This window comes from Brevundimonas sp. 2YAF1 (assembly GCF_052114745.1).
Taxonomy (GTDB): Bacteria; Pseudomonadota; Alphaproteobacteria; order Caulobacterales; family Caulobacteraceae; genus Brevundimonas.
In genome coordinates this window covers 257,948-275,209 of record NZ_JBFRFI010000002.1, presented here as the reverse complement: position 1 = coordinate 275,209, position 17,262 = coordinate 257,948, and the positions used below count along the sequence as shown (strand labels likewise).

Here is a 17,262-nt window from a genome sequence, read left to right as displayed (position 1 = left end):
GCCCCCGTTCCTCCCGTCCATCCTTCGGGGGGAGCGACGGGTCGGGGGTTCTGGTTGTCCTCAGAAGGTCTTGCGCAGGCGGATTTGGTAGAAGGTGCGCGGATCGATGAAGCGGTTCTCGACGAAGGCGACGGGCCGGGTCTCGCGGTCGGAGAAGACAGTGCGTTCGACGTTGAAGTCGTCCCAGATGTTGACCTGGCTGCGGATCGACAGGGTCGGGGTCGGCTTGTACTCGGCCCACAGCTCGTAATAGTCGCGGCCGCGCCAGCCCGAGACCTGATCCGGCTGGAACCCCCTCTGGCCCAGCAGCGGGATCCAGGCCCCGCCCCATTGCAGCTTCCACGAGGTGATGTCCTGCTGGAAGGTGAGGGTCGCCTGGGAGGCGCGCACGTTCGAGATGGGCCGGGTCTCGCCCGTGGTCGGATCGGTGACCTCGGTTCTGTTCCAGGTGTTGCGGAAACCGAACTTGCCGCCGGACAGGCCGAGCTTGGTCGTCGGAACGGTGACGTTCAGCGCCAGCTGATCGAGGGAGCCGTCGCCGATGTTGCCGACCGCCGACAGGCCGCCGTCCAGCGGAATGATGTCGATGACGTCGATGATCTCGTCGTGGCGCAGACCGAGGCTGACGATGCCTTCGCCCCAGAAGCGTTTTTCGTAGCTCAGTTCGCTGATCCAGCGCTGCTCGGGCTGCAGGTTGACGTTGCCGCCCTTGACATTTTCGTCCGCGAACTCGGCCGAGGCGGCGAAGTCGTTGAAGTCCAGTTGCCCGACCGAACGTTCAAAACGCAGACGCAACTGGTTGTTGGGCATGGGCGTCCAGGTCGCCAGCAGGCGGGGCTTGGCGAAGAAGAAGCTCTTTTCCTGGGAGGCGTCGCCCGACTGGCTGATGGTCGAGGATTCCAGCCGCAGGCCGCTTTCCAGCGTCCATTTGGGATTAATCCGCCAGGTCGCCTTGCCGAACAGTTCGCCGCGCGTCTCCTCGACCTTGACCGAGGCCGAGGGCAGGGGAACGGCGACGCCGCCGACCGAATAGGCCTGGGTCGTTTCCAGCATGTTGTAGGCGATCTCGCCGCCGGTCTCGAAATCCATCGCCGGCGAGCGCTCATAACGGATCAGGCCGCGCAGGATCGTCTCCGACGAGTTTCCGTTCGAACTGAACAGCTGTTCGGGGCTGTCCGCGCCGTTCAGATGCGTGCGCGAGGTCGACACGCCGTCGAAATCGGAAAATTCGTGGATGAAGCGGGTTTCGAGCTTCAGTTTCTCGTTCAGCGGACGGCTGTAGACCACGCCGACCTCGCCGCTGGTGTTGTCGTTGTCGAAGAGGTTGTCGCGTCGCACCTCGTGGGCCGTCTGTCGGCTGATCGAGTGCCAGTCGTTGACGCCGTAACGCGCGGTCAGATCGATCTTGCCGCCCAGCAGGGGGCTGGAATAGTTGCCGCGGATCGAATTACTGCCGCCGAAATTGTCGTTGAAATAGGCCTCGTCGCGCAGGACCGACCCATCGGGGTCGACCCGCCGCACCCGACCGGCGCCGTTGGAGTCGCTCATGCCGATGCCGTCGTTCAGGGTCACGCCCCAGGTGCGGTCGCCCTCGCGGGCGGTGAACTGATAGGCGCCGCCGAACAGATCTCTGCCGCCCTCGAACAGGTTGGCGTTCCAGCTCACAATGTGTTCGCGGCTCGAGGTGGTCTTCAGGATGACGTTGGCGACGACTGAATAGCCCTGCATGTCGATGCCGGTAGCGCCGCCGCGGACCAGTTCGATGCGCTCGACCTGGGTGGCCACGGTGCGGCCCAGTACGTTGGAGCCGGTGTCGTTCTTGGACGCGGGGCGGGCGCCGTTGATCAGAATGTTGCCGACCGCGCCTTCAAAGCCCCGCGCGCCGTCGCCGTCGTTGACCGAGAAGCCTGGCACGCGGTTGACCATGTCCAGCGCCGTATTGGGGCGAGCGTCCTTGAAGAAGTCCGGAGTGAAGATCAGCACGCCCTGATCCTGGGCCTCGGCCGTCTGGCGCGCTGGCGTCGTGCCGGCCAGAGCGGGCGCGGCGGCGCCCAGGATCATGGCGGTGGTGGCCAGCAGAATGGTCCTGGTCATGGCGTCGTCCCTCTCCCTCGGTCGTGGCGAAAGGTTTGACGACCCATGCGTCGTGTCTCCAGTTACAAGCGGGACAGGTGGATTAAATATCGGACAGCATTACCGATTAGTCAGATTTCAGTTTGGGTGATTGTTGTTACGCAAGAAGGGATGACTTGTCGTATATTGCAGAATGGTCATGGCGGGTTGGCAGGCAGAATCAGCAACGGGGCGAGGTCCGAGCCCGCCGAGACCTTACGGCTCCAGGTCGCGCCGCCGGCGTTCCAGCCGGTCTGGATGTCAAAGCTCACCGACCGTTGAGCCTCTATAGCCGACCCGTCGTTCTGCTGCGTAGAAGGGCCGAAGGGGCGAACGAACCGGCGCGGCTAAAGCCCCTGTGGTCGGCCTGACGCGAGCGTCGGCGGCCATCGTGGAAGTGCTGAGGCCGGGTTTGACGGGGCGCGCACCCTTGCCGTAACGATGTGCGATGTAGGATTGAGCGGGAACCGCATGCGTATCAGGGATGCGTTTTGGGCGCTGGGGTTCGCCATATTCGCCTTTGCGGCTGGGGCGCAGGCCCAGACCGACGTCCCCACGACCGTCGATGAGATCGTCGTGGTCGCGCGGCGGGCCGAGGCGCCGATCTGGCATGTGCGACGCGGCGACGACGCTCTGATCCTGGTCGGGGCGGTCGAGGGCTTGCCGCGCGATCTGGAGTGGCGGCCCGAAGCGCTGCAAGCAGCGGCGGACGGCGCCGACCGGGTCCTGTTCCCGCCGGCCAGACGCGCTTCCTTCGCCGATATCGGCCGGCTGATCTGGAGGGCCCGATCGGCCATGCTGCTTGCGGACGGCAAGACCAGCGCCGACTATCTGTCGCCGGAAATGCAGGCTCGGTTCATCGCGCTGGCGGACGATACCGAAAACCGCGTGAATCTGACGGTCAGCGCCGATCGACTGCTGGTGGAGCGCGCCGGATATGTCCGGCGAAGCCGGGCGGCGGCCGAGGTCGTGCGGACGTCGGCCCGCAAGCGCCGCGTACAGGTCGAACCGACCGGGGTGCTGCACGGCGATGAAATGATTGAAATGCTGATCAGCACTCCGCCCTCGGTCCACGTTCCCTGCATGGAGGCGACCATAGCGGCGGCCGAGGCAGGGCCGGAAAGCGCTGCGCAGCGCGCCGAGGCCTGGCGGCGGCGTGACGTTCAGGCTGTGCTGAATTCGCCTTTGGAAAAGGCGATCAACGTCTGTTGGCCCTGGGGCGCGGCGGGGCCTGAGGCGCGGTTGCGTTCGGGCTGGAACGCGGCGATCGACGAGGCCGTACGCCAGCCGGGCGTCACCCTGGCCGTTGCGCCGCTTCACCTGCTGGCCGAGACGAACGGAATATTGGACCGGCTCCAGGCCCAGGGACTCGATGTCTCGGGACCGCCGTGGCGGGCCGGGGCTCAGTAGGATATTCCAGAGGACGCCGTCGGACCGGCGGACGGTTAAACCGCCGTGCCGCCCACGGTCAGGCCGCCGATCTTGAGGCTGGGCTGGCCGATGCCGACAGGGACGCCCTGACCGGCCTTGCCGCAGGTGCCGACGCCGGGGTCGAAGGCGAAGTCGTCGCCGACCATCTGGATATGGGTCAGGGCCGTGGCTCCGTCGCCGATCAGGGTGGCGCCGCGCACCGGGGCGGTGATCTTGCCGTCCTCGATCAGATAGGCCTCGGTGCACTGGAAGACGAACTTGCCGTTGGTGATGTCCACCTGGCCGCCGCCGAAATTGGCGGCGTAAAGGCCGCGCTTGGTCGAGGCGATCATGTCGGCCTTCGAATCCTTGCCGGCCTCCATGAAGGTGTTGGTCATGCGCGGCATGGGCATGTGGGCGAAGGACTGGCGGCGGCCGTTGCCGGTGGCCTGGGCGCTTAGCTGACGCGCCGACAGCCGGTCGTGCATCAGGCCGACCATGATGCCGTCCTCGATCAGGACGGTGCGCGAGGTCGGGGTGCCTTCGTCGTCGAACGACAGCGAGCCGCGACGTCCGGCGATGGAGCCGTCGTCCACCACGGTCACGCCGGGGGCGGCCACACGTTGCCCCATCTTGCCGCTGAAGACCGACGAGCCCTTACGGTGGAAGTCGCCCTCGAAGCCGTGGCCGATGGCTTCATGCAGCAGGACGCCGGGCCAGCCGGCGCCCAGGACCACGTCCATCTCGCCCGCCGGGCAATCGATGGCGTCCAGATTGACCAGAGCCTGCCGCAGGGCCTCGTCGATCTGGCCCTGCCAGCGGTCGGGGGCGATCCAGGCCTCGAAGCCCGCACGGCCGCCGGCCCCGGACGAGGCGCTCTCGCGCTTGCCGTCACGCTCGACCGTGACCGAGACGTTCAGGCGGACCAGGGGCCGCACGTCACTGAGCAGGCGGCCGTCGGCGCGCAGGATCTCGACCGCGCGGCGCTCTCCGACGATGGAGGCCGAGACCTGAACCACGCGCGGATCGCGGGCGCGGGCCCAGGCGTCGATTTCCGACAGCAGCTCGATCTTGTCCGAGAAGCCGGGCGAGGCGAGGGGATCGACCTCGTCATAGAGTTTCTGATTGGTGGCGCGCGGGGCCTCGGCGGCGCTGCCGGCGTAGCCGCGCTTGGCCAGCGAGGCGCTGTCAGCGGCGCGGCGGATGGCGGCGGCGGAAATCTCGTTGGCGTGGGCGTAGCCGGCGGTCTCGCCCGCCACCACGCGCAGGCCGAAACCCTCGACCGCGTCATAGGAGGCCCCCTTCAGGCGTCCGTCGTCGAAGACCAGGGATTCGCTCTCGGTCTTTTCGAGGAAGAGCTCGCCGTCGTCCGCGCCGGCCAGCGCCGTCTGCAGGATGGACAGGGCCTCGTCGGGGGCCACGCCGGAAGCGTCGAGAATGGGGGAGGGGGAGGCGACTGCGGTCATGCAGGCTAGATAGGCGCTCGACTGGCCCACGTCACGGGCTCCAGACGCCAAACGGCCCCTCTCACGGTGCGAAAGGGGCCGAACGGTCGCCATCGGTAGAAGGCGATCAATCCTGGGTGACGTCGCCCGAGCCGCTGATGTCCTGACGCAGTTGGGCCGGGCGACGGGTCAGGCGGACCGAGCCGCTGCCCGAGACGTCGATCTCGGCCTTGCCGGTCGGGCCGACTTCGGCGTCGCCGCTGCCGCTGACGCGCAGTTTGGCGTCGGTGACGAACAGTTCTTCCAGTGCGGCGCTGCCGGCCCCCGAGATGTCCAGGGTCACGGCCTCGGCCCTGCCCTGGGCCTTGACGTCAGAGGCGCCGGTCAGGGTCAGATCCAGCGTCGGCTGGTCGTAGCCGCGGATGTTCAGTTGGGTGTGGCCCGACAGGTCAAAGGCCTTCACCGAGGGCGCCTTGATGACGACCTTCAGCGCGTCGGTCTCGCTCCACCCCTGGATGCCGATACGGGTCCAGCGGATGTAGCCGTGGTCGCCCCTGGGGGCGCCCTCCATCGTCAGGCGGCCGTTGGCGAACCGGACGCGGTCCACGACGGTCTTGGGGCCAATTATGGTGACGCCGGGTTCGCCAGCCTGCTGGTCGTATGTGATGTCGGCGGTCAGATCGATGGCCAGCCGCTGGTCGCCGGTCCAGGCGAGGGTGCGGGTGACCTCCGGCGAGACGGCGCCGCGCTCGATCTTGAAGCCGTCGTTGCCGTCGTTGTCGGTAACCTCCCAGGTCCAGTCGTGCCGGGCCAGATCGCGGCCCCCGACGGCGAACGAGCCGCCGATGCCGACGACGGCCAGGATCAGGCCCGCGCCGGAGATGATGAGCAGATTGCGGATCATGTCTTTGTCTCCCTGGTTCAGGCTTGAGGTTCGAGCGCGGGTTTGACCACGCGGTAGTGCAGGCGGGCGTACCAGACCGTGGCGTCGATCAGCCATTTGGTCAGCAGGGCCATCAGGCCGCCCATGAAGATGCCCAGCCCCATCAGGCCGACGCCCAGCAGGGCCGCCGCCAGGGCGCCGCCCGGCGCGCCGATGAACGGCCCGGCCACCAGGACGAAGCCGCCGACTATGAAGACCGCGATCCCGGCGACCAGGATCGACAGCACCGTGCCGAACACCGGCAGGGCAATGGGCAGCAGGATCAGAATGTCGATGGCGCCCAGGCCGAGGATGCCGAAAACGGCCCCGGCGGCGGAGGAGGCGGTCTGTTCCTGCCCCCAGCGCTTGGCGCTGGCCTCGGCCTTCAACTCGCGGGCCAGGCGATCAGGGTCGCCCAGGGCCTCGGCGACCTGCGCCTCGGTGCGGCCGGCGGCGGCGCCGTCGGCGAAGTGGCTTTCATAGTCGTTGATGATCTCGGCCGCCGTCGTCGTCGGCAGGCCGACCAGTCCGCGTTGCAGGCGGGCCAGGAATTCGGCGCGGTTCATTGTTCAGCTCCCCGTTGAGCGTCTGCGGATTGGTCGGTCAGGGCGGCCGGTTCGACCGGCGCGCCCGCCGCTATGGTTTCGTCGTGCGAGGCGGTTCCCGCCACCAGGGCGTCGACCGCCTGGGCGAAGGCCCGCCATTCGTTGGTCTGGCCTTCCAGGGCGGCGCGACCGGCGGCGGTCAGTCGATAGTATTTGCGTGACGGCCCGCTGGACGATTCGACCATGTAGGTCTCGACCAGACCGTCGGACTGCATCCGCCGCATCAGCGGATAGATGGTGCCTTCCCCCATGCCGATGGCGTCGGACAGGCGGCTGGCGATCTCGTAGGCGTAGCTGTCGGAGCGGGCCAGCAGGGCCAGCACGCACAATCCCAGCACGCCTTTCTTCAGTTGGATGTCGATGGATTCGGGCATGGCGTTCCCTTCGGTGATGACGAATGGGTATCGCAAGGTATCGTGTGGTGCAAGGTAGCTGTCGGTACATGACAGCGAATTAATCCGCCGTTCTTTCCTCTCCTGCGTCGTGTTGCGCGTCTTGATCGCTTGGCAAGCGCAAGCCGAGCCGATATGGACCGGCCCTGAAACGCCGAGGTTCCGCACGAACCCGGTGGTGTTTGCGAATTGCTCGCAAGCATCGGCTGCGAAACGGTTTATGAGGACTCGAATGGGGATGGGCACGCGAGCCATGGCGCGGATCGGAGGCGGTGTCGCCGCGACCGCTCTTGCCGCCTTCGTCGCTGCGCCGGCGTGGGCGCAGGATCTGCTGGGTCAACCGACCCCGGGCGGTATCGGCCTGCAACCCGCTGCAGCGCCGCTGAAGCACGAAGCGATCTTCTTCCATGACTGGGTTCTGATGCCCGTCATCACCGCCATCACCGTCCTGGTGCTGGCGCTGCTGATCTGGATCGCCATCCGCTACAACAAGCGTTCGAACCCGGTTCCGGCCAAGTGGAGCCACAACACGGTCGTCGAAATCATCTGGACCGTGGTGCCGGTGCTGATCCTGGTCGGCATCTCGCTGTTCTCGTTCCGCCTGCTGTTTGCCTATCACGACATGCCGGATCCGGACCTGACGGTTAAGGTCACCGGCAACCAGTGGAACTGGGCCTACGAATATCCCGACCAGGGCGTGGCCGAGTACATCTCGAACATGACGCCCGAGGACAAGGCGCCGCCGCACCTGTACCGCCTGGCCGCCGACGAGCCGATGGTCGTGCCGGTTGGCAAGACCGTGCGCCTTCTCGTCACGGCCTCTGACGTGATCCACTCCGTCGGACTGCCGGCCTTTGGTCTGAAGACCGACGCCGTTCCGGGCCGCGTCAACGAGACCTGGTTCAACGCCGAGAAGACCGGCATCTATTATGGCCAGTGCTCCGAGCTGTGCGGCGTCGACCACGCCTTCATGCCGATGCAGATCAACGTCGTCTCCGAGGCCGAATTCGCCGCCTGGGTCGCCTCCAAGGGCGGGTCCATGACGAAGAAGGCTGACGAAGCTGCTGCCGCCGCCGCTGCGGCTGCACCGGCCGCCGTTGCCGCTCCGGCCGCCGCCGCCCCGACCGCCGCCGCTCCCGCGGCCCCTGCTGCCGCGCCCGTCGCGCCGGCCGCCCAGTAATAGAGACGCGAGAGCCCACGATCATGGCCACCGCTGCCGCAGCACACGACGATCATCACGATCACAAGCCGGGTTTCTTCACCCGCTGGTTCCTGTCGACCAACCACAAGGACATCGGTCTTCTGTACCTGATGTTCGCCATCTTCACCGGTCTCATCGGCGGCGCCCTGTCGGGCCTGATCCGTTGGGAACTGGCCGAGCCGGGCATCCAGCTGTTCAAGGAAGGCACGATCATCCAGCAACTGGGTCTGATCGAAGCCTCCAAGCACGGCTATAACGTCACGGTCACGGCCCACGCCCTGATCATGGTCTTCTTCGTCGTCATGCCGGCGACCATGGGCGGCTTCGCCAACTACTTCACGCCGATCATGATCGGGGCGCCGGACATGGCTTTCCCGCGCATGAACAACGTCTCGTTCTGGCTGCTGGTCGCGGGCTTCATCCTGCTGTGCATCTCGATGTTCGTCGACGGTGGCCCGGGCAAGGGCTTCGGCGGCGGCTGGACGGCTTATCCGCCGCTCTCCACCATCGGTCACGCGGGGCCGTCGTTCGACCTGGCGATCTTCTCGCTGCACATCGCCGGCGCCTCGTCGATCCTGGGCGCGATCAACTTCATCACCACCATCTTCAACATGCGCGCGCCGGGCATGACCCTGCACCGCATGCCGCTGTTCGCCTGGGGCGTGCTGATCACGGCCTTCCTGCTGCTGCTGTCGCTGCCGGTTCTGGCGGGCGCCATCACCATGCTGCTGACGGACCGTAACTTCGGCACCTCCTTCTTCGATCCTGCCGGCGGCGGCGACCCGGTGATGTACCAGCACCTGTTCTGGTTCTTCGGTCACCCCGAAGTCTACATCATGATCCTGCCGGGCTTCGGCATCATCTCGCACATCGTCTCGACCTTCTCGAAGAAGCCGATCTTCGGCTACCTCGCCATGGCCTACGCCATGGTCGCCATCGGCTTCATCGGCTTCATCGTGTGGGCGCACCACATGTACACCGTGGGCATGAGCATCAACCTGCGCGCCTATTTCGTGGCCGCGACGATGATCATCGCCGTGCCGACCGGCGTGAAAATCTTCAGCTGGATCGCCACCATGTGGGGCGGCTCCATCAGCTTCAAGACGCCGATGCTGTGGGCGATGGGCTTCATCTTCCTCTTCACCCTCGGCGGCGTGACCGGCGTCGTCCTGTCGAACGCCGGCATCGACTACAGCCTGCACGACACCTATTACGTCGTGGCGCACTTCCACTACGTGCTGTCGCTGGGCGCGATCTTCTCGATCTTCGCGGGCTTCTACTACTGGTTCGAGAAGATGTTCGGCGTGAAGTACAACGAGTTCCTCGGCGCGACCCACTTCTGGATCATGTTCGTCGGCGTGAACCTCGTCTTCTTCCCGCAGCACTTCCTGGGTCTGCAGGGCATGCCGCGTCGTTACATCGACTATCCGGAAGCTTTCACCTACTGGAACCAGGTCTCGTCGATCGGCTACCTGATCACCATCGTCGGCGTCGGCGTCTTCCTGGTGATGCTGGCCGAAGCTGCGATCCGTCGCCGCAAGGGCGAAGCCAATCCGTGGGGCGAAGGCGCCACCACGCTGGAGTGGACTCTCTCGTCGCCCCCGCCGCACCACCAGTTCAACGAACTGCCGGTGGTCAAGGCGGACAACCACTGATCCGAACCGGATAACCCTTGAGAGGCCGCCCTTTCGTAACCGGAAGGGCGGCCTTTGGCTTTTAATGACCATGACCGACCGTCAAGCTCCTCTCGTCACGACCTCCCAGCCGGAAGACTTCTTCCAGCTGCTGAAGCCGCGCGTCATGTCGCTGGTGGTCTTCACCGCCGTGACCGGCCTGGTGGTCGCGCCGGGCCGTCCCAACTTGCTTCTGGCCGCCATCGCCGTCCTGTGCATCGCCGTGGGGGCAGGGGCCGCCGGCGCCCTGAACATGGCGCTGGAAGGCGAGACCGACGCCCTGATGCGGCGCACGCGCGGCCGTCCGGTTGCTGCAGGCCGCGTTCGGAAGAATGACGCGATGGCGTTCGGCGTCATCCTGTCGATCTTCTCGGTCATGCTGCTGGGCATGACGACCAACTGGCTGGCCGGCGGCCTGCTGGCCCTGACCATCGTCTATTACGCCGGCTTCTACACCTTGCTGCTCAAGCGCCGGACGCCCCAGAACATCGTCATCGGCGGCGCCGCCGGGGCCTTGCCGCCGGTCATCGGCTGGGCGGCGGTGACGGGCCAGGCGCCGTGGCAGGCCTGGCTGCTCTTCCTGATCATCTTCCTGTGGACCCCGCCGCACAGCTGGGCGCTGGCCCTCTATTCGGCGGGCGATTACGCCAAGGCGGGCATCCCCATGATGCCGGTGGCGCGCGGCGCCAAGTCGACCCGTCTGCAGATCCTGATCTACACCCTGATCTTCGTGCCCGTGGCCATCGCCCCGGCCTTCCTCGGCCTGGGCGGCGTGGTCTATCTGGCGGTGTCGGTGGCCGGCGGCCTGTTCTTCCTGGCCCTGGCGGTCCGCCTGTGGCGTTCGCGCGCCGGCGACCAGCCGGACAAGGCCGAGGCTGTGGGGCGAGAGGCCGCATTGTATGACGTCCGCGCCGAGGCCAAACCGGCCCGCAATCTGTTCGCCTTCTCCATCCTGTATCTGATGGCGCTGTTCTCGGCCTTGCTGGTCGAGCAGTTGCCAGGCCTGGGAGCCTGACCGCGTGACCCGTCCTGAATTTATCAAGCTGACCGACGATCAAGTGCGCGCGCGCAAGCGCCGCAACGTGGCCATCGCCCTAGGCCTGGTCGGCTTCATCGTCCTGGTTTTCATCGTCACGGTCGTGAACCTTCAGCGCAACACCGAGGCCCGCAAGGCGGCCGAGGCCGCAGCGGCGGCGGCGCTGGATCGCGTCGATCCCGCCCTGCCGGCCCCCGTTCCGCCCGCCCCGGAGGCGGCGGTCGCGGAGCCTGCGCAGTGAAGGACCGCAAGAACCTCGTCGCCCTGATCTGCGCCGCCGTGGTCATGGGGATGACGGGCGCGGCCTTCGCCGCCGTGCCTCTGTATCGCCTTTTCTGCCAGGTGACGGGCTTCGACGGCACGGTGAAAAAGGCCGAGGCGGCGCCGACCCAAGTTCTGGACCAGACGGTCCTGATCCGCTTCGACACCAATGTCCGCGACCTGCCGATGATCTTCAAGGCCGAGCAGGTCAGCCAGCGGGTGCGAATCGGTGAGACCGGCATGGCCTATTTCGACGTGACCAACACCTCGGATCGGCCGATCCACGCGACGGCCGCCTACAACGTCGTGCCCGAACGCGCCGGTCCCTATTTCCAGAAGCTGCAGTGCTTCTGCTTCGAGGGCCAGGAAATCGCGCCCGGCGAGACCAAGGCCTTCCCGGTCCAGTATTTCGTCGCGCCCGAGATGGCGACGGATTCCGAGTCGAAGGGGGTGCGCGAAATCACCCTCAGCTACACCTTCTTCCCCACCAAGGGCTTCGAGCAGGCGGCTTCTGTTGAAACCGCTACTGGCAAAGCCGGATAGCGGGCGCTATAGCCCCTGTCATAACGATCTCTCGCCTTAATTCAGAGACCCTGGAATGGCCGACGCGCACGCAAAACCGCATCACGACTACCACCTTGTGGACCCGAGCCCGTGGCCGCTGATCTCGTCCATGGCCGCCGTGGTCATGTTCGTCGGCGCGGTCATCTGGATGAAGGGCCTGTTCGGCCTGGAAGCCGGGACGAAATACGTTTTCTTCGCCGGTCTGGCCGGCGTCCTCTACGCCATGTTCGGCTGGTGGTCGGACGTGATCAAGGAAAGCCGCAAGGGCGACCACACCCCGGTCGTCTCGATCGGGCTGCGCTACGGGATGGTGCTGTTCATCGCTTCGGAAGTGATGTTCTTCGTCGCCTTCTTCTGGATGTTCTTCGACATGGCGATCTTCAATGAATCGCGCGCCCTGACGCCGGAAATCGGCAACTGGATGGACACCGCCGCCGCCTGGAAGACCTGGCCGCCCAAGGGCGTCGAGCTGCTGGACCCGTGGGGCCTGCCGCTGCTGAACACGGTCATCCTGCTGCTGTCGGGCACGACCGTGACCTGGGCGCACCACGCGCTGCAGGTCGGCGACCGCAAGGCCGCCAAAATCGGCCTGCTGATCACCGTCCTGCTGGGCGTGCTGTTCACTGGCGTTCAGGCTTACGAGTATCACCACATCCTGCACGAGCACTTCTTCTTCAGCGAAGCGGCCGCCCATTCGAAGCTCTATGGTTCGATCTTCTTCCTGACCACGGGCTTCCACGGTTTCCACGTCGCCATCGGCACCATCTTCCTGGCCGTCTGCCTGCTGCGTCTGCAGGCTGGGCAGATGACCCCGCAGAAGCATTTCGGCTTCGAGGCCGCCGCCTGGTACTGGCACTTCGTGGACGTGGTCTGGCTCTTCCTGTTCGCCTTCGTCTACGTCACCTTCGGGTGAAGTTGAGCGAACCAGGAACTGCACTTCAAGCGGCGCGGGACGAACAGTCCCGCGCCGATTTGCTTGGCGGTCAGGCAATCTGCGCCGGCCTTCGGGGCCGCTGCCCCAACTGCGGCCAGGGGCGGTTGTTCCAGGGCTTTCTGAAGGTCCGCCCTGTCTGCGAGAACTGCGGCTATGACCTCGCCTCGGTCGAGACCGGGGACGGCGCCGCCACCTTCATCATGCAGATCGTCGGCTTCATCGTCGGTTTCTCGGCCCTGGCGGTGGAGATCGCCTGGCATCCCCCCATATGGCTGCACCTGATCGTCTGGCTGCCGCTGGTCGCGGCCCTCGCTCTGGGCCTGATGCGGCCCGGCAAGGGCTTGATGACGGCGCTTCAGATGCTGCGAACCCGAGACCCGAAATGACTGCTGCCGTTCGTCCCCGTTTCCCCGTCGTCCTGACCGTCCTCGCTGTTCTTCTGTTGGGCGTCCTGCTGACGCTCGGCGTCTGGCAGGTGCAGCGGATGCAGTGGAAGGAGGGCCTGATCGCTGGGGCCGAGGCCGCCGCCGATCTGCCGCCCGTGCCGCTGGCCGAGGCGCTGAAGGTCGAGAACCCCGAGTTCCGCCGCGTCATCCTGAGCTGTCGCGGCCTGTCGGCGGCGTCCTTTGTCGAGCTTCAGTCGATCGAGAACAGCGACGCGGGCGTGCGTCTGGTCTCCGCCTGTCCGGTTGAAGGCGGCCCGACCCTGCTGGTGGATCGCGGCTTCGTCTCCGCTGAGGTCTCAGCCCGGCCCCCGGTGAACGCCGACGACACGATGCCGGTCGTGATCACCGGCGTCCTGCGTCGCGCCCCTGCGCCCAGCGCCCTGACCCCGCCGCCCGCCCAGGGCCGCTTCTACGGCCGCGACGCCGAGGCCATGGCCCGCTCGCTGAAGGTCGAGGGGCCGGTGTCGCCCTTCACCGTCTTCGCCACGACCTCGACCAACCCCGGCTGGCAGGCGCTCCAGCCCTCGGCGCCCCCCGCCGCCTTCTCGAACAACCACCTCGGCTACGCCCTGACCTGGTTCGGTCTCGCCGCCGCCCTGATCGCCTTCTACGGGGTGCTGCTGCGCCGCCGCATGACCCGCAAGGACACAGAATCCTGACCGCTCGCCTCCACACCCTGTCCAACGGCGTCCGCGTCGTCTGCGACCCCATGCCCGGCCTTCGCACCTTCGCCCTGACCGTCGCCGTGCGCGGCGGGGCGCGGATGGAGGACGAGGCGCGCTCCGGCTGGTCGCATCTGCTGGAGCATCTGGTGTTCAAGGGCGCCGGCGACATGGGCGCGCGCGACATCGTGGAGCGGATCGAGGCCGAAGGCGGCTCGATCAACGCCGCCACCGGCTATGAGCGCACCAGTTTCGAAATTCGCGCCCTGCACGGCTCGCTGCCCCTGGCCATGCAGATCGTATCCGACCTCGTCTTCCGCCCCACGCTCGACCCCGCCGAGATCGTCCGCGAGAAGGACGTCGTGGCCCAGGAGATCGCCGAGGCCTTCGATACCCCCGACGACCACGTCTTCGAAATGGCCCAGACGCGGGCCTACGCCGGTCAGTCGCTGGGTCGGCCCATCCTCGGCACCGTCGCCAGCCTGGCCCCCGCCGACCGCGCCGCCGTGGCCCAGTGGCGCGCCCAGCTCTATTCGCCCGACCGGATGGTGGTGGCGGTCTCGGGCGCGGTCGAGGAGGGCGAACTGCTGGCCCTGGTCGAGCGCTGGTTCGGTCAGGAGGCCGCGACCCGGCTCCAGCCCGTGGCGCCCGCCGTCTTCGTCGGGGGCGAGGCTCGACTGACTCGAAAGATCGAACAGGCCAACCTGGTCTTCCAACTGCCGACGATGGGGGCGCTGGACCCGCGATTGCCGACGCTGCGTCTGTTCACCGAAATTCTCGGCGGCGGCATGGCCTCGCGTCTGTTCCAGAGCGCGCGCGAGGATCGGGGCCTGGCCTACGCCATCGACGCCTATCAGGAAGCCTATGAGGACGCCGGGGTGCTGGGCATCTACGCCGGGGCCGCCGCCGAGCGGGCCGTGGAGCTGGCCGAGGTCTGCGCCGCCGAACTGCTGGACCTGGCCGAAAAGGGCCCGAGCGACGCCGAACTGTCGCGCGCCAAGGCCGTGCTGAATGCGACGCTGTGGATGGCCGACGAAAGCCCCGCCAGCCGCGCCGGCCGCAACGCCGCCCAGACCCTGATCTTCGGCGCGCCGGTCTCGTCCGAGGACAGCGCCGCCCGCATCCTGGCCCAGACCGGCGACGATCTGCGTCAGGTCGGCCGGGCGCTGGCGGGCGCGGGTCTGGCGGCGACGGCGGTACTGGGACCCAAGGCAGCGGCGGCGGCGGGATCGGCCTTCGCCACGCGACTGAAGGCCAGTTAAGTCGTGGCTGGCGTCGGCGGTGCTTCTCGCTAATCTGCCGCGATGGCCCTGTTCGACTGGATGGCGGAAGCGACCGGACCGGTCCTGAACGGACAGGGGGTCTTGCTGCGCCCGCCGCGTCCAGCCGACCATGCCGAATGGGCCGATCTGCGCGACGGCTCGCGCGACTATCTCCAGCCGTGGGAGCCCGCCTGGGCCGAGGACGATCTGACCCGGGCGGCGTTTCGTCGCCGTTTGGGGGTCTATGCCCGTGAGATGGAACTGGGCACGGCCTGGCCGCTGTTCATTTTCGACCCCGCAGAAGAGACGTTGATGGGGGCGATCACCCTGTCCAACATCCGGCGCGGCGTGGCCGAGACCGGGACGCTGGGCTACTGGATCGGCCAACCCTATGCGGGCCGGGGGATCGCCACGGCGGCGGCGCGGGCGATTTTGAGCTTCGCCTTCGGGCCCCTGGGGCTGCACCGGGTCGAGGCGGCGTGCGTGCCGTCCAATCAGGCCTCGCGCCGGGTGCTGGAAAAGGCGGGCTTCCGGGACGAGGGACTGGCGAAAGCTTATTTGAAAATTAACGGCGCATGGGCAGATCATCTGTTGTTCGGCGTTATTCGGGACGAGTTCGTCCCTGACCCGGTCGCGTCCAGTCCTTCGATTCGGGAATCGCTTTGAGCACACGATCCAGAGCGCTGACCTGGGACCCGACGACGGCGATCGAGGCGCTGGCCGCCGCTGACGCCGCCCTTTGGATCTGGACGCCGTCCGAAGACCAAATTCGCTTTACCGGCGCGACCCGGTCCCTGGGCCTGGGACCCCTGGCCCCCGAGTGTTCGGGCGCGGCCTTCACCGCCCTGACCATGCCCCAGGACCGCGCCCTGGCCGACCGCCTGCTCAAGCCCCAGGCCGAGGGGACCGAAATCGCCGTGCGCCTGCGCATGCGCGGCTGCGAGACCTGCCTGTGGCGCGGCGTCTGGCTGGAGGAAGGGCTGCGCGCGGCGGGCGTCGTCGCCCTGGAAACCAAGTTCGCCGGGGCCGACCGGGATACGCTGACCGGCCTGCTGGATCGGCGCACCTTCCTGGTTCGGGCCGCTGAGACCCTGGCCGAGCCGGGCGACTACGAACTGGTGGTGGCCGACGTCGACCGTCTGCGCCGTCTGAACGAGGCCCTGGGCCATGAGCGCGCCGATCTGGTGCTGTCGGCCCTGGGCTCGCGGCTGTCGGGGGCTTTCTCGAAGGAATGTTCGCCCGCGCGGATCGGCGAGGACGAATTCGCCGTCCTGACCCGTCGCGGGGGCACGAGCGCCAGCGACCGGGTTCGCGAGGCGTTGGAGCAACCGCTGCGCGTCGCCGGCTTCGACATCTATCCCACCGTCTCCATCGGCGCTGTGGCCGCCGAGGGCGGGCCGGATGCCCCCGATCCCGCCGAGTTGCTGCGCCGGGTCGAACTGGCGGTCGAGCAGGCCAAGACGGCCGGGCGCGGCGGAGCGGCGGCCTATGGCCGGGCGCTGGAGTCCGACAGCCTGTCACGGCTGGCGCTGGAAGCGGATCTGCGCAACGCCTTCGTGCGCGGTGAGGTCGAGCCCTTCTACCAGCCCATCGTCAACCTCAACACCGGGGCCGTCGCCGGGTTCGAGGCCCTGGTGCGCTGGCGTCACCCCCGGCGCGGCCTGGTGCCGCCGGACGAGTTCCTGACCCTGGCCGATGAAATGGGCCTGATGAACGAACTGGGTCTGCTGATGATGACCCAGGCGTCGCGTCAACTGGCGGAATGGCTGCAGCGCCACCCCAGCGCGGGCAAGCTGTTCTGCAGCGTCAACCTGTCGGTCGGCGAGATCGAGCGGCCGCACCTGGTCGAGGACGTGGCGCGCATCATCCAGGAGGCCGGGCTGCCGCGCGGCGCGTTGAAGCTGGAGGTCACCGAGGGCGACATCATGCGCGACACCGCGCACGCCGCCGAGGTCCTGACCCGGCTGCGCGAGGTCGGGGCCAGTCTGGCGCTGGACGATTTCGGCACCGGGTTCTCGTCACTGTCCTATCTGGCCCGCCTGCCGTTCGACACACTCAAGATCGACCGCTACTTCGTTCTGACGATGGACAAGGACGAGGGGTCGGCCAAGATCGTCAAGTCCGTCGTCAACCTGGGCCGCGACCTGTCGCTCGAGGTCGTCGCCGAAGGGGTGGAGAACGCCGGGCTGGCGCGGTTGCTGTTGGACGCCAGTTGCCACTACGGCCAGGGTTTCGGCTATGCGCCCGCCCTGCCGGCCCAGGAGGCCGAGGTCTATCTGAACGAGTCGCTGGCCGACGGCACGGCGCCGATCAAGGCGCGCTCGGCCTAGCGTCTGC

At 67.2% G+C, this 17,262-nt stretch carries 17 protein-coding genes; 12 read left to right on the top strand and 5 right to left on the bottom strand.

Translation table 11 applies throughout. The features are described 5' to 3' along the window. Positions 1 to 60 precede the first annotated feature (60 nt). Entirely contained in the window at positions 61 to 2,094 is a 2,034-nt protein-coding gene (locus AB4Y68_RS03955) for a TonB-dependent receptor plug domain-containing protein (RefSeq protein WP_441454212.1), read from the bottom strand. A 489-nt stretch (positions 2,095 to 2,583) separates the two neighbouring features. On the opposite strand from AB4Y68_RS03955, the gene AB4Y68_RS03950 reads away from it, so the two are divergent. Further along, positions 2,584 to 3,522 carry a TraB/GumN family protein gene (locus tag AB4Y68_RS03950; protein WP_441454211.1) on the top strand — a complete coding sequence of 313 codons (939 nt, stop codon included), beginning with the start codon at positions 2,584 to 2,586 and terminating at the stop codon, positions 3,520 to 3,522. Between the two features lie 35 nt (positions 3,523 to 3,557). Here AB4Y68_RS03950 and tldD read toward each other — a convergent pair whose 3' ends face one another. The 4 genes from tldD to AB4Y68_RS03930 all read right to left on the bottom strand — a co-directional run bounded on the left by tldD (position 3,558) and on the right by AB4Y68_RS03930 (position 6,868). After that, complete coding sequence (tldD, locus tag AB4Y68_RS03945) at positions 3,558 to 4,988, bottom strand: metalloprotease TldD (RefSeq protein WP_441454433.1); 1,431 nt, start codon at positions 4,986 to 4,988, stop codon at positions 3,558 to 3,560. Positions 4,989 to 5,094: 106 nt separating this feature from the next. Then, positions 5,095 to 5,871 (bottom strand): GIN domain-containing protein, encoded by a 777-nt coding sequence (locus tag AB4Y68_RS03940; protein ID WP_441454210.1) that lies wholly within the window; start codon positions 5,869 to 5,871, stop codon positions 5,095 to 5,097. A 17-nt stretch (positions 5,872 to 5,888) separates the two neighbouring features. Beyond that, positions 5,889 to 6,455, bottom strand: a complete 567-nt coding sequence (locus AB4Y68_RS03935) for a DUF1700 domain-containing protein (protein WP_441454209.1) — start codon at positions 6,453 to 6,455, stop codon at positions 5,889 to 5,891. After that, on the bottom strand, positions 6,452 to 6,868 hold the full coding sequence (locus AB4Y68_RS03930) for a PadR family transcriptional regulator (RefSeq protein ID WP_441454208.1): 417 nt from the start codon (positions 6,866 to 6,868) through the stop codon (positions 6,452 to 6,454). Before AB4Y68_RS03930 ends, AB4Y68_RS03935 begins: the two co-directional genes overlap by 4 nt. A gap of 250 nt (positions 6,869 to 7,118) precedes the next feature. Here AB4Y68_RS03930 and coxB point away from each other — a divergent pair, with 250 nt between their 5' ends. The 11 genes from coxB (at position 7,119) to AB4Y68_RS03875 (ending at position 17,255) form a co-directional block, all read left to right on the top strand. Beyond that, positions 7,119 to 8,066 (top strand): cytochrome c oxidase subunit II, encoded by a 948-nt coding sequence (gene coxB / locus AB4Y68_RS03925; protein WP_441454207.1) that lies wholly within the window; start codon positions 7,119 to 7,121, stop codon positions 8,064 to 8,066. 23 nt (positions 8,067 to 8,089) lie between these two features. Then, the gene (gene ctaD / locus AB4Y68_RS03920; protein WP_441454206.1) at positions 8,090 to 9,742 is read left to right on the top strand and encodes a cytochrome c oxidase subunit I; all 1,653 of its coding nucleotides are present in this window, start codon (positions 8,090 to 8,092) and stop codon (positions 9,740 to 9,742) included. A 64-nt stretch (positions 9,743 to 9,806) separates the two neighbouring features. Further along, positions 9,807 to 10,775, top strand: a complete 969-nt coding sequence (locus tag AB4Y68_RS03915; RefSeq protein WP_441454205.1) for a heme o synthase — start codon at positions 9,807 to 9,809, stop codon at positions 10,773 to 10,775. Positions 10,776 to 10,779: 4 nt separating this feature from the next. Then, a complete protein-coding gene (locus tag AB4Y68_RS03910) occupies positions 10,780 to 11,037 on the top strand; it encodes a hypothetical protein (RefSeq protein WP_441454204.1) in 258 nt (85 codons plus the stop codon). After that, a complete protein-coding gene (locus tag AB4Y68_RS03905) occupies positions 11,034 to 11,600 on the top strand; it encodes a cytochrome c oxidase assembly protein (protein ID WP_441454203.1) in 567 nt (188 codons plus the stop codon). The genes AB4Y68_RS03910 and AB4Y68_RS03905 overlap by 4 nt, the downstream gene beginning before the upstream one ends. Before the next feature lie 55 nt (positions 11,601 to 11,655). Then, entirely contained in the window at positions 11,656 to 12,534 is an 879-nt protein-coding gene (locus AB4Y68_RS03900) for a cytochrome c oxidase subunit 3 (RefSeq protein WP_441454202.1), read from the top strand. A gap of 59 nt (positions 12,535 to 12,593) precedes the next feature. Beyond that, positions 12,594 to 12,941: a DUF983 domain-containing protein gene (locus tag AB4Y68_RS03895; RefSeq protein ID WP_441454201.1), complete on the top strand. Its 348-nt coding sequence runs from the start codon at positions 12,594 to 12,596 to the stop codon at positions 12,939 to 12,941. After that, entirely contained in the window at positions 12,938 to 13,660 is a 723-nt protein-coding gene (locus tag AB4Y68_RS03890) for an SURF1 family protein (RefSeq protein ID WP_441454200.1), read from the top strand. The genes AB4Y68_RS03895 and AB4Y68_RS03890 overlap by 4 nt, the downstream gene beginning before the upstream one ends. Positions 13,661 to 13,710: 50 nt before the next feature. Further along, entirely contained in the window at positions 13,711 to 14,925 is a 1,215-nt protein-coding gene (locus AB4Y68_RS03885) for a M16 family metallopeptidase (protein WP_441454199.1), read from the top strand. A gap of 42 nt (positions 14,926 to 14,967) precedes the next feature. Further along, the gene (locus AB4Y68_RS03880; RefSeq protein ID WP_441454198.1) at positions 14,968 to 15,591 is read left to right on the top strand and encodes a GNAT family N-acetyltransferase; all 624 of its coding nucleotides are present in this window, start codon (positions 14,968 to 14,970) and stop codon (positions 15,589 to 15,591) included. Next, on the top strand, positions 15,588 to 17,255 hold the full coding sequence (locus tag AB4Y68_RS03875) for a putative bifunctional diguanylate cyclase/phosphodiesterase (RefSeq protein WP_441454197.1): 1,668 nt from the start codon (positions 15,588 to 15,590) through the stop codon (positions 17,253 to 17,255). The genes AB4Y68_RS03880 and AB4Y68_RS03875 overlap by 4 nt, the downstream gene beginning before the upstream one ends. The last annotated feature ends 7 nt before the right edge of the window (positions 17,256 to 17,262 follow it).

Bases quoted from the DNA above. Each gene is read 5' to 3' on its own strand.
- AB4Y68_RS03955 (WP_441454212.1), bottom strand. From the start codon at position 2,094: ATGACCAGGACCATTCTGCTGGCCACCACCGCCATGATCCTGGGCGCC.
- AB4Y68_RS03950 (WP_441454211.1), top strand. From the start codon at position 2,584: ATGCGTATCAGGGATGCGTTTTGGGCGCTGGGGTTCGCCATATTCGCC.
- tldD (WP_441454433.1), bottom strand. From the start codon at position 4,988: ATGACCGCAGTCGCCTCCCCCTCCCCCATTCTCGACGCTTCCGGCGTG.
- AB4Y68_RS03940 (WP_441454210.1), bottom strand. From the start codon at position 5,871: ATGATCCGCAATCTGCTCATCATCTCCGGCGCGGGCCTGATCCTGGCC.
- AB4Y68_RS03935 (WP_441454209.1), bottom strand. From the start codon at position 6,455: ATGAACCGCGCCGAATTCCTGGCCCGCCTGCAACGCGGACTGGTCGGC.
- AB4Y68_RS03930 (WP_441454208.1), bottom strand. From the start codon at position 6,868: ATGCCCGAATCCATCGACATCCAACTGAAGAAAGGCGTGCTGGGATTG.
- coxB (WP_441454207.1), top strand. From the start codon at position 7,119: ATGGGGATGGGCACGCGAGCCATGGCGCGGATCGGAGGCGGTGTCGCC.
- ctaD (WP_441454206.1), top strand. From the start codon at position 8,090: ATGGCCACCGCTGCCGCAGCACACGACGATCATCACGATCACAAGCCG.
- AB4Y68_RS03915 (WP_441454205.1), top strand. From the start codon at position 9,807: ATGACCATGACCGACCGTCAAGCTCCTCTCGTCACGACCTCCCAGCCG.
- AB4Y68_RS03900 (WP_441454202.1), top strand. From the start codon at position 11,656: ATGGCCGACGCGCACGCAAAACCGCATCACGACTACCACCTTGTGGAC.
- AB4Y68_RS03890 (WP_441454200.1), top strand. From the start codon at position 12,938: ATGACTGCTGCCGTTCGTCCCCGTTTCCCCGTCGTCCTGACCGTCCTC.
- AB4Y68_RS03885 (WP_441454199.1), top strand. From the start codon at position 13,711: ATGCCCGGCCTTCGCACCTTCGCCCTGACCGTCGCCGTGCGCGGCGGG.
- AB4Y68_RS03880 (WP_441454198.1), top strand. From the start codon at position 14,968: ATGGCCCTGTTCGACTGGATGGCGGAAGCGACCGGACCGGTCCTGAAC.